Below are 10955 nucleotides of genomic sequence, written 5' to 3'. Positions count from 1 at the left end.
AGGATGGGGGCATGGTCAGGTCCAGGCAAGAGGCCCACAGCGCCTCGCAGGCCCTCAGCGGCTTCTCCCCCGCGACCCGCGGCTGGTTCACGGGCGCCTTCTCCGCGCCCACAGCCGCGCAGGCCGGGGCGTGGAAGGCGATCGGCGAGGGTTCGGACGTGCTGGTCGTCGCGCCCACCGGATCGGGCAAGACGCTCGCCGCGTTCCTCGCGGCGCTCGACCAGCTGGCGTCGACACCTCCGCCGGCCGACCCTAAGAAGCGCTGCCGGGTCCTGTACGTGTCCCCGATGAAGGCCCTCGCGGTGGACGTGGAGCGCAACCTGCGCAGCCCGCTCACGGGAATCCGCCAGGAGGCCGTCCGCCTGGGGCTGCCCGAGCCCGAGGTGAAGGTCGGCATCCGCTCCGGCGACACCCCGCCGGCCGAGCGCCGCGCGCTCGCCACGCGCCCGCCGGACATCCTCATCACGACGCCGGAGTCGCTGTTCCTGATGCTCACGTCGGCCACGCGCGAAGCGCTGGTGGGCATCGACACGGTGATTCTGGACGAGGTGCACGCGGTGGCGGGCACCAAGCGCGGCGCCCACCTGGCCCTCTCCCTGGAGCGGCTCGACGAGCTGCTGCCCCGCGCGGCCCGCCGCATCGGCCTGTCCGCGACGGTCCGGCCGGTCGACGAGGTGGCGCGTTATCTCTCGCCGCAGCGCCGGGTGGAGGTCGTCCAGCCGCCGTCCGGCAAGGAGTTCGACCTGTCGGTGGTCGTCCCGGTCGAGGACCTGGGAGAGCTGGGCGGCTCGCCGGTCGCCGACGCCGGGGGCCAGGGAGCCGAGCGCCCCTCGATCTGGCCCTCCGTGGAGGAGCGGATCACTGACCTGATCGAGGCCCATCGCTCGACCATCGTGTTCGCCAACTCCCGCCGTCTCGCCGAGCGATTGTGCAACCGTCTGAACGAGATCGCCTACGAGCGCGCCACCGGCGAGCCTCTTCCCGAGGATCACTCCCCGGCCGAGTTGATGGCGGAATCCGGCGCCGCGAAGGGCGCTCCCCCGGTCATCGCGCGTGCCCACCACGGCTCGGTCTCCAAGGAGCAGCGTGCGCTGGTCGAGGAGGACCTGAAGGCGGGCCGGCTCCCCGCCGTGGTCGCCACGTCGAGCCTGGAGCTGGGCATCGACATGGGCGCGGTCGACCTCGTCGTCCAGGTGGAGTCGCCCCCGTCCGTCGCGTCGGGGCTGCAGCGCGTGGGCCGTGCGGGACACCAGGTGGGCGCGGTTTCCACGGGGGTCGTGTTCCCGAAGTACCGCGGTGACCTGGTGCAGTCGGCGGTCGTGACCGAGCGCATGCGCTCAGGCGCCATCGAAGCTCTGCGCCTCCCGGCGAACCCCTTGGATGTGCTCGCGCAGCAGTTGGTCGCGATGACGGCCCTGGACACCTGGCAGGTCGACGATCTGCTGGCGCTGGCCCGCCGCGCCGCCCCGTTCGCCTCACTGCCCGAGTCCGCGTTCACAGGCGTGCTCGACATGCTGGCGGGCCGCTACCCCTCCGACGCCTTCGCCGAGCTGCGGCCGCGCGTCGTCTGGGACCGCGTCGCCGGCACCGTCACGGGCCGCCCCGGAGCGCAGCGCCTCGCCGTCACCTCCGGAGGCACGATTCCCGACCGCGGTCTCTTCGGAGTCTTCCTCGCGGGAGCCGACCCGAAGAAGGGCGGCGGCCGCGTCGGAGAGCTCGACGAGGAGATGGTCTACGAGTCCCGGGTCGGGGACGTGTTCACGCTCGGCACCAGCTCCTGGCGCATCGAGGACATCACGCGCGACCGTGTCCTCGTCTCGCCCGCCCCGGGCGTCCCCGGCCGCCTCCCGTTCTGGAAGGGCGACCAGCTGGGCCGCCCGCTCGAGCTGGGCCGTGCGCTGGGCGCGTTCCTGCGCGAGGTCGGCTCCCAGAAGCCCGACGACGCGCGCGTGCGCCTCACAGCGGCGGGACTCGACGAGTGGGCCGCGAACAACGTCCTGTCGTATCTCGCCGAACAGCGCGAGGCCTGCGGCCACATCCCCGACGACCGCACGATCGTGGTCGAGCGCTTCCGGGACGAGCTGGGTGACTGGCGCGTCGTCGTCCACTCCCCGTTCGGGGCCCAGGTGCACGCTCCGTGGGCGCTGGCCCTCGGCGCCCGGCTCAGCGAGAAGTACGGCATGGACGCCCAGGTGATGCATGCCGACGACGGCATCGTGCTGCGCCTCCCGGACGCCGATCTGATGGGCCTGGACCTCCTGGACCAGGAACCCGCCAAGCCGGGTATGGAGTACGACGACGAGCAGGCCCCCATCGGAGCGGCCGACGTCGCCTTCGACAAGGGTGACGTGGACCAGATCGTCACCGACCAGGTGGGCGGCTCCGCCCTGTTCGCCTCACGTTTCCGCGAGTGCGCCGCCCGCGCGCTGCTGCTGCCCCGCCGCAGCCCCGGCAAGCGCACCCCGCTGTGGCAGCAGCGCCAGCGAGCGTCCCAACTGCTGCAGGTGGCGAGCGAGTTCGGTTCGTTCCCCATCGTCCTGGAAGCGATCCGCGAGTGCCTTCAGGACGTCTTCGACGTTCCGGGACTCGCCGAGCTGATGGGCGACATCGAGTCCCGCAAGGTCCGCCTCGTCGAGGTCACCACCCCGGAGGCCTCCCCCTTCGCCCGCTCACTGCTGTTCGGATACGTGGCGCAGTTCCTGTACGAGGGCGACTCACCGCTGGCCGAGCGCCGCGCGGCCGCGCTGTCCCTGGACTCCCGCCTGCTCGCCGAGCTCCTCGGCCAGGCCGAGCTGCGCGAGCTGCTCGACGCCGAGGTCCTCACCGACCTGGAACAGGAGCTGCAGTGGCGCACGGAGGACCGTCGCGTCAAGGACGCCGAAGGCGTCGCGGATCTGCTTCGCATCCTCGGACCGCTCAAGGACGAGGAATTGACCGAGCGGGGCGCCGAGACCGGCTGGGCCGAGAGCCTGGCGGGCGCCCGGCGCGCCATTCGCGTACGGATCGCGGGCACCGAGCACTGGGCGGCGATCGAGGACGCGGGCCGCCTGCGCGACGCCCTGGGCACGGCGCTTCCGGTCGGCGTCCCCGAAGCCTTCACCGAGCCGGTCAAGGACCCTCTCGGCGACCTCCTGGCCCGCTACGCCCGCACACACGGCCCGTTCACCTCCACGCAGGCAGCGGCCCGCTTCGGCCTCGGCGCCGCGGTCACGGAGGGCGCGCTCCAGCGCCTGGCCGCCAACGGCCGGGTCGTCCAGGGCGAGTTCCACCCGGCGGGCATCGGCCAGGAGTGGTGCGATGCCACGGTCCTGCGCAGGCTGCGCCGCCGCTCACTGGCCGCGCTGCGCCATGAGCTGGAGCCGGTGCCGCCCGCGGCGCTCGCCCAGTTCCTGCCCCAGTGGCAGCACGTGGGCGGGCACGGCCTGCGCGGGGTCGACGGGCTGGTCCGGGCGGTCGAACAGCTCCAGGGCGCCTCGGTGCCCGCCTCCGCCCTGGAGAAGCTCGTCCTGCCCTCACGCGTCTCCGGCTACGCGCCCGCACTCCTCGACGAACTCACGGCGTCCGGCGAGGTCTTGTGGGCTGGCGCCGGCTCGCTGCCCGGCAAGGACGGCTGGGTCAGCCTCTACCTCGCCGATACGGCCCCGCTGCTCCTTCCGTCCCCGCATCCCTTGGAGCTCACGCCGCTCCATCAGTCGGTCCTGGACGCGCTCTCCGGCGGCTACGGCCTGTTCTTCCGCCAGATCGCCGACCAGGTCCGCGCCACGCCCCTCCCTCAAGGCCTCGAGGGCCAGCGAGGCACCCCCTTCGAGGTCACCGATCCCCAACTGGCCGACGCCCTCTGGGAGCTGGCCTGGTCGGGCCGCCTCACAAACGACACACTGGCCCCGATGCGCGCCGTCCTCGGCTCCGGGCGCACCGCCGGCTCCACCGCGCACCGGGCGCGCAGAGCCGTGCCGCGCGGCCGCTACGGAGGCATCACCGCGGGGGCCCGTCCCACGTCACGCACCGGCCCGCCCACAGTCGCGGGACGCTGGTCACTGCTGCCCGACCAGGAGCCCGACCCGACCATGCGCGCCCACACCCTGGCCCGCACGCTCCTCGACCGCCACGGAGTGGTCACCCGGGGAGCGGTGGCCGCCGAAGGCGTCCAGGGCGGGTTCTCGGCGACGTACCGGGTGCTGTCCGTCTTCGAGGAGAGCGGCCAGGCACGGCGTGGCTACGTGGTGGAGGGTCTCGGCGCGGCGCAGTTCGCCATGGACGGCGCCGTGGACCGCCTGCGCGCGGCAGCGAACGCGCAGGAGCGCGGCGCCGCTCCCCCGGATCCGTACGCCCCGGTCGACGCCCCCGCCGGCAAGGGCAGGACCGCCGCGCCCCGCGCCCTCGTCCTGGCGGCGGCCGATCCGGCCAACGCGTACGGGGCCGCTCTGCCCTGGCCCGATCCCCCCGCCGGCGCGGGCCAGAAGCCCGGGCACAAGCCGGGACGCAAGGCAGGCTCCCTGGTGGTCCTGGTCGACGGCGAGCTGACGCTCTACATGGAGCGGGGTGGCAAGACCCTCCTGGCCTGGTCCGCGTCCGACCCGGCCCACACCTCCCCGGACCCCACCACCTCTGCTTCCGAAGCGGCTGGGACCACGACCGGGGCGCGCACTCCGAGCCCTGCCCTCACCCCCGCCCAGCTCGCGGAGGAGCCCCGCATGCCCGCCGCGGCGCAGGCACTCGCCGAAGCCGCCCGCTCGGGCGTCCTCGGCACGATCACGGTCGAGCGCGTCAACGCGGAATCCGCGCTCACGTCCCCGTATGCCCCTCTCCTGGAAGGAGCCGGATTCCACGCGACACCGCGCGGCCTGCGCCTGCGCGCCTGACGGTGACGCCCGCCCGAGCGACTCCGACCCGCCTACCCTGACCCCATGCCCGAAGGAGACACGGTCGCGCAGGCGGCGAAGCGGCTGCACAGCGCCCTCGCGGGCCAGGTGCTCACCCGCTCCGACCTGCGTGTCCCCCGGTACGCCACAGCAGACCTCACCGGGCGCACGGTCCTCGAGGTCACCCCGCGCGGCAAGCATCTGCTGACCCGGATCGAGGGCGGCCTCACCCTGCACTCGCATCTGCGGATGGACGGCTCGTGGAAGGTCTATGCGCCGGGCGAGCGCTGGCGCGGCGGCCCGGCCCACCAGATCCGCGCGATCCTCGGCACCGAGACCCGCACAGCGGTCGGCTACCGGCTCCCGGTCCTGGAACTGCTGCGCACCACCGAGGAGTCCAAGGCCGTCGGCCACCTGGGCCCCGACCTTCTCGGCCCGAACTGGGACCCGGACACCGCGCTGCGCAACCTTTTCGGCGACCCCGCCCGCTCCCTCGGCGAGGCCCTCCTCGACCAGCGGAACCTCGCAGGCATCGGGAACATCTACAAGTCAGAGCTCTGCTTCCTGCTGCGCGTCACCCCGTGGCTCCCGGTCGGTGAGCTGCCCGCCGAGGCCGCCAACCGCCTCCCCCTCCTCGCGAAGAAGCTGCTCGAGGCCAACCGCGACCGCCCCGCCCGTGTCACCACCGGCCGCCCCCGCCCCGATGAACGCCTCTACGTCTACGGCCGCTCCCACCGCCCGTGCCTACGCTGCCGCACCCCCATCCGCACGGCCGACCAGGGCGACGGCTCCCGCGAACGCCCCACGTACTGGTGCCCGCACTGCCAACAGGGCCCGGCCCCCACGGCGTAGCGGACCGCGCACACCGACCTCGCGCACCGACCTCACGCCGCACCGCAATAGGCCCACAAAACACAACCACCGCACGGCAATTGACGACCCGTCAGACAACCTCGTACGGTCCCTTGCATGCCCCTCACTGCGTACGACCTCACCGGACGCACCGCATTCGTCACCGGCGCGGCGAGCGGCATCGGCCGCGCGTCGGCGACGCTCCTCGCGCAGGCGGGAGCCACCGTCCACTGCGCCGACCGCGACGCACAGGGCCTGCACGAGACAGCGGCCCTCATCAAGGAGAGCGGCGGAACGGCCCACACCCACACCCTCGACGTGGCCGACCACTCCCAGATCGCAGAAGCCGTCGCGAGCGCCACCACCACCTCGGGCGGCCTCGACATCATGGCCGCCATCGCCGGGGTCATGCACAACAGCACGGTCCTGGAGACACGCGAAGAGGACCTGGACCGCGTCCTCGCCATCAACTTCAAGGGCGTCCTGTACGCGTGCCAGGAAGCGGCCCGAACCATGATCGCGGCCGGCACCCGCGGCAGCATCGTCACCATGGCCTCAGGGGCGGTCGACACCGGCGGTCCGGGACTGCTCTGCTACGGCGCGGCGAAGGCCGCCGTCGTCCAGCTCACGAAGACGCTGGCCACGGAGATCGGCTCGCACGGCATCCGCGTCAACGCGGTGGCGCCGGGCTGGATCCGAACACCCATGACGACCCGCCACGACGCGAGCGCGCAGGCCCACACCGAGGCCCTGATGGTGCGCATGTCACCGCTCGGCCGGGTCGGCGAGGCGGAGGACATCGCGCACGCGGTGCTGCACCTCGCCTCGGACGCCGCGTCGTTCACGACGGGCCAGATCCTCCGCCCGAACGGGGGCGTCGCCATGCCCTGGTGACCAGCCGCCACACCCCGCCGGCGGCCTCGCGCCCGGCGCGCACGGCCCGCGTCCGCACGCGCCGCGCGCCGTGCCGCCCGGGCGCACCGGCCACGCCGGCCGCCCGCGCCTTCGGCAGCGCGTGCACCGGCAGCAGGCTCAGCCCCCAACCTCCGGCGACGAGCGCCCCTTCGAACAACCCTGAGCCCGGCGCGAAGACGAGCCGCAAGGCGCCCCACCACCACAGCGCCCCGCACACGACGGCCGGCGCCCACCGGAGCATCCACCACCCAGGCCGTGCCACCGACCGCTCACCTCCGCCCGTCGACCTCCGGGACCACGGACCACGACCAATCTGCCCCGCGCTTTCAGCACCACACCCAGAAGCATCCGAAGCACACAGGACACTCAGAGCACGCAGGACACGCGAGGCGGCGGGCCACCGGGACTCTCGACCCCGTTCAGCCCCGGATCAGCCCCGATTCAGCCCCGGTTCTCCGCCTGGAACATCCAGTGATGCTTCTCCAGGTCGGCCGTGATCCCGATGAAGATGTCCTGGCTCACGGGATCCGCCTCGCCGGTCGCGTCCACCCGCGCACGCATCCGCGCGATGACCGCGCCGAGCGCGTCCACGAGCGTCCCCACCGCGTCCGTGTCCTTCACCCAGCCGTCGGGAGCCACTCCCACGCCGCTCGTGTCCGCCACGGTCTTCGCGCGACCGTCCGGCGGGACACCCAGCGTCGAGGCCCGTTCGGCCACCGTGTCGGAGTGCTGCCGCGCGGTGTCCACGACCTCGTCGAGCTGAAGGTGCACAGACCGGAACCGCGGGCCGACCACGTTCCAGTGCACCTGCTTCGCGACAAGGGACAGGTCCACCAGATCCACGAGCGCACCCTGCAGCGCCTCGCCCACGATCTTCAGGTCGCCATCGGGCAGCGGGCTCTTCACGACGTCCATACGTCACCTCCGTATCGAAACCAACATCAACCATGGCACACATGGGTGATTACGGACACATCGAGCCCAACTCTCGCCCACGCAGACCCAGAACGCGCAGCAGAAAGCCCCGGCCGATACCTCTCGGCCGGGGCTTTCCCCATGTTCAAACTGGGCTCAGAGCGCTGAGCGCAGGCGTTACGCCGCTACGACGTCCACAGCCTCCGCAGGCGCCTTGATCGTCACTCGTTCCGGCGGGACGCCGGCCACAGAGACGGAATTGAGCATCGGACGAACCGGTGCGGGCACCGGCTCCGACGGCACCCGTGCCGCCGACTCGGCCAGCTCGGCGAGAGCGAGCTCATCGCTCACCTCGCGCATCAGCTCGGACATCCGTACGTCAAGCGCGTCGCAGATCGCGGAGAGCAGTTCAGAGGAAGCCTCCTTCTGCCCCCGCTCCACCTCGGAGAGATAGCCGAGCGAAACTCGGGCGGACGAGGAGACTTCGCGCAGAGTACGGCCCTGGCGCTGGCGCTGCCGACGCAGCACGTCACCCAGCAGGCGACGGAGCAGAATCATCGGTGGCTCCCTCCTCGGACCGCGTAGCCGCATCCTTCACGCCCCACCGTACCGCCTCGTGCTGCGGCCGTGCGGGGAGCGATGTCGTGTTCACTCAGGGCTGCAAACATCAAAACCCCCCGTTCTGTTCCGTATCCTGTGCCCGCGCTTTCTCCGTACGTTCGCCGGAATGCGCTCCGACCAGCTCTTTGACTAGCAGCCCGAGCACGCTCCGTACACTCTCCATACGGATTTCCGTCCGGCCGCCGTTCAATCGCAGGGCGGCCACTTTGCGGCTACCAGCGAAATCCGCCGCACCTTCGGAATGATCAGCTCCGGGCCCCACCGCGGCCACGTACACGGTCCCGACCGGCTGCCCGTCCTGCGGTTCCGGCCCCGCTACGCCGGTCGTGGCAACGCCCCAGTCCGCGCCCAGCGCGTCCCGCACTCCGGCCGCCATGGCGAGCGCGACCTCGGGGTGCACGGGCCCGTGCGCGGCGAGCAGGTCCGCGTCGACGCAGAGCAGCCGGTGCTTGAGCTCGGTCGCGTACGCCGTGACAGAGCCGCGGAAGGCCTTGGACGCCCCGGGTACCGCCACGAGCTCCGCGGCCACCAGGCCCCCGGTGAGCGACTCCGCGACGGCGAGGGTCTCCTCCCGCTCCGTCAACAGGCGCAGCGCCTCGACCGCCTCGTACGTCACTTCTCGGCAGCCCCCGCGGACGCCCGCGCCGCGGCCTTCGACTCGGCGAGACCCGCGCGCCGCAGCACGACGGCCTGCCTCACGTAGTCGAGCCCGGTCACCACCGTGAGCGCGACGGCGACCGCCATCACCCACCAGCGCAGGCTCGCGAGCGGCCCGGTCAGCGCCAGGATGTACATGCCGACAGCCGTGCCCTGCGCGAGTGTTTTCACCTTGCCGCCGCGGCTGGCCGGAATGACTCCGTAGCGAATGACAATGAAACGCAGCAGCGTGATCCCGAGCTCGCGCCCGAGAATGACGCCGGTCACCCACCACGGAAGATCACCGAGCGACGAGAGACAGATCAGCGCGGCGCCCATGATCGCTTTGTCGGCGATGGGGTCGGCGATCTTTCCGAAATCGGTGACCAAGTTGTACGAACGCGCCAAATGCCCGTCAAAAACATCCGTGATCATGGCAACGGCGAACGCCGCCCACGCCCAGGCCCGCCACGCCGGGTCGTACCCGCCGTCGGTCAGCATGAGCGCCACGAAGCCCGGCACCAGAAGGAGCCGGATCATCGTCAGGATGTTCGCGATGTTCCACAGGCTCACCTGATGGACGGCCGCAGTACCCAGCTTGCCTCCGGACGACGGCCTGCCGGTGCCGCCCGCAGCGGACGCCGGGACTCCGGTCATCTGTCCGCCTCCTCAGCGATCTCCAGCGGCTCGGCCATGAGATCGACACCTTCGGTGCCGACCACCTTTGCCTCGACCATACGGCCGATTGTCAGACCGGCGCCGCTCGTGAGGCGCACCTGCCCGTCGGTCTCGGGCGCCTGGTGGGCACCGCGGCCGACGACACCGTCCTCCTCGTCGACGGACTCGACGAGCACCTGCACGGTCTCGCCCACGCGCTCCTCGGCGCGCTGCGACACCAGCTGCTCGGCGAGCCGGGACAGGCGGGCGAGACGCTGCGCGACAACGTCCTCGTCCAGCTTGTGCTCGTACGTCGCCGCCTCCGTGCCCTCCTCGTCGGAGTAGCCGAAGACGCCGATGGCATCCAGGCGCGCGCCGTTCAGGAAGCGCTCCAGCTCCGCGTAGTCCGCCTCGGTCTCGCCGGGGAAGCCCACGATGAAGTTCGACCGGACACCTGCCTGCGGCGCCTTGGCCCGAATGGTGTCGAGCAGCTCGAGGAACCGGTCCGTGTCACCGAAGCGCCGCATCGCGCGCAGCACACCGGGCGCCGAGTGCTGGAAGGAGAGATCGAAGTACGGGACGACCTTGTCGGTCCCCGTCAGTACGTCGATCAGGCCCGGCCGCATCTCGGCGGGCTGCAGGTAGCTGACCCGCACCCGCTCGATCCCGTCGACCCCGGCCAGCTCGGGCAGCAGCGACTCCAGGAGCCGGATGTCGCCCAGGTCCTTGCCGTACGACGTGTTGTTCTCGGAGACCAGCATGACCTCCTTGACGCCCTGCTCGGCGAGCCAGCGCGTCTCGTTCAGTACGTCGCTGGGGCGGCGCGAGATGAACGAACCACGGAACGACGGAATGGCGCAGAACGAGCAGCGTCGGTCGCACCCGGAGGCCAGCTTCACGGATGCCACAGGGGTGCCGTCGAGCCGGCGACGCAGCGGCGCACGCGGCCCGGACGCGGGCGCCAGGCCGTCGGGAAGGTCCGCCGGAGCGTGCCCCGGCAGCGCGATTCCGGCGCCCGCCTCCTGGCGCTCGGCCGGGCTGATCGGCAGCAGCTTGCGGCGGTCGCGCGGGGCGTGCGCCTCCACGTTGCCCCCGGACAGGATCGTCTGGAGGCGGCCGGAGATGTCCTCGTAGTCGTCGAAACCGAGCACGCCGTCGGCCTCGGGCAGCGCCTCGGCGAGCTCCTTGCCGTAGCGCTCGGCCATGCAGCCGACCGCGACCACCGCCCGCGTTCTGCCATGACCCTTGAGGTCATTGGCTTCGAGGAGGGCGTCGACGGAGTCCTTCTTCGCGGCCTCCACGAAGCCACAGGTGTTCACGACGGCGACATCGGCTGCGTCGGCGTCCTCGACGAGCTCCCAGCCGTCCGCCTCCAAGCGGCCTGCGAGCTCCTCCGAGTCCACCTCGTTACGGGCGCAGCCAAGGGTGACAAGTGCGACGGTACGGCGTTCGGGCATGGAATCAAGACTACTTCGTCCCACTGACAGCCCTCGCCGC

At 71.9% G+C, this 10955-nt stretch carries 8 protein-coding genes; 3 read left to right on the top strand and 5 right to left on the bottom strand.

Going from position 1 to position 10955, the window contains the following annotated elements; genetic code table 11:
- Nucleotides 1-11 precede the first annotated feature (11 nt).
- The 3 genes from ABT004_RS08660 (at nt 12) to ABT004_RS08650 (ending at nt 6608) form a co-directional block, all read left to right on the top strand.
- On the top strand, nt 12-4862 hold the full coding sequence (locus ABT004_RS08660; protein WP_351332912.1) for an ATP-dependent helicase: 4851 nt from the start codon (nt 12-14) through the stop codon (nt 4860-4862).
- A 45-nt stretch (nt 4863-4907) separates the two neighbouring features.
- Complete coding sequence (locus ABT004_RS08655; RefSeq protein ID WP_351332910.1) at nt 4908-5714, top strand: Fpg/Nei family DNA glycosylase; 807 nt, start codon at nt 4908-4910, stop codon at nt 5712-5714.
- 117 nt (nt 5715-5831) lie between these two features.
- Nucleotides 5832-6608 (top strand): SDR family NAD(P)-dependent oxidoreductase, encoded by a 777-nt coding sequence (locus ABT004_RS08650; RefSeq protein ID WP_351332907.1) that lies wholly within the window; start codon nt 5832-5834, stop codon nt 6606-6608.
- 462 nt (nt 6609-7070) lie between these two features.
- Here ABT004_RS08650 and ABT004_RS08640 read toward each other — a convergent pair whose 3' ends face one another.
- The 5 genes from ABT004_RS08640 to rimO all read right to left on the bottom strand — a co-directional run bounded on the left by ABT004_RS08640 (nt 7071) and on the right by rimO (nt 10915).
- Nucleotides 7071-7544: a Dps family protein gene (locus ABT004_RS08640; RefSeq protein ID WP_351332906.1), complete on the bottom strand. Its 474-nt coding sequence runs from the start codon at nt 7542-7544 to the stop codon at nt 7071-7073.
- Between the two features lie 177 nt (nt 7545-7721).
- Nucleotides 7722-8102 (bottom strand): helix-turn-helix domain-containing protein, encoded by a 381-nt coding sequence (locus ABT004_RS08635; protein WP_351332903.1) that lies wholly within the window; start codon nt 8100-8102, stop codon nt 7722-7724.
- Nucleotides 8103-8211: 109 nt separating this feature from the next.
- Nucleotides 8212-8781, bottom strand: a complete 570-nt coding sequence (locus ABT004_RS08630; RefSeq protein ID WP_351332901.1) for a CinA family protein — start codon at nt 8779-8781, stop codon at nt 8212-8214.
- Entirely contained in the window at nt 8778-9458 is a 681-nt protein-coding gene (pgsA, locus tag ABT004_RS08625; protein WP_351332899.1) for a CDP-diacylglycerol--glycerol-3-phosphate 3-phosphatidyltransferase, read from the bottom strand. The genes ABT004_RS08630 and pgsA overlap by 4 nt, the downstream gene beginning before the upstream one ends.
- Entirely contained in the window at nt 9455-10915 is a 1461-nt protein-coding gene (gene rimO / locus ABT004_RS08620) for a 30S ribosomal protein S12 methylthiotransferase RimO (protein WP_351332896.1), read from the bottom strand. Before rimO ends, pgsA begins: the two co-directional genes overlap by 4 nt.
- Nucleotides 10916-10955 lie beyond the last annotated feature (40 nt).

The organism is Streptomyces sp. NPDC002790, from assembly GCF_040295505.1.
Classification (GTDB): Bacteria; Actinomycetota; Actinomycetes; order Streptomycetales; family Streptomycetaceae; genus Streptomyces.
Note: the sequence above shows the minus strand (reverse complement) of the source record. Positions and strands in the feature narration are given on the sequence as shown.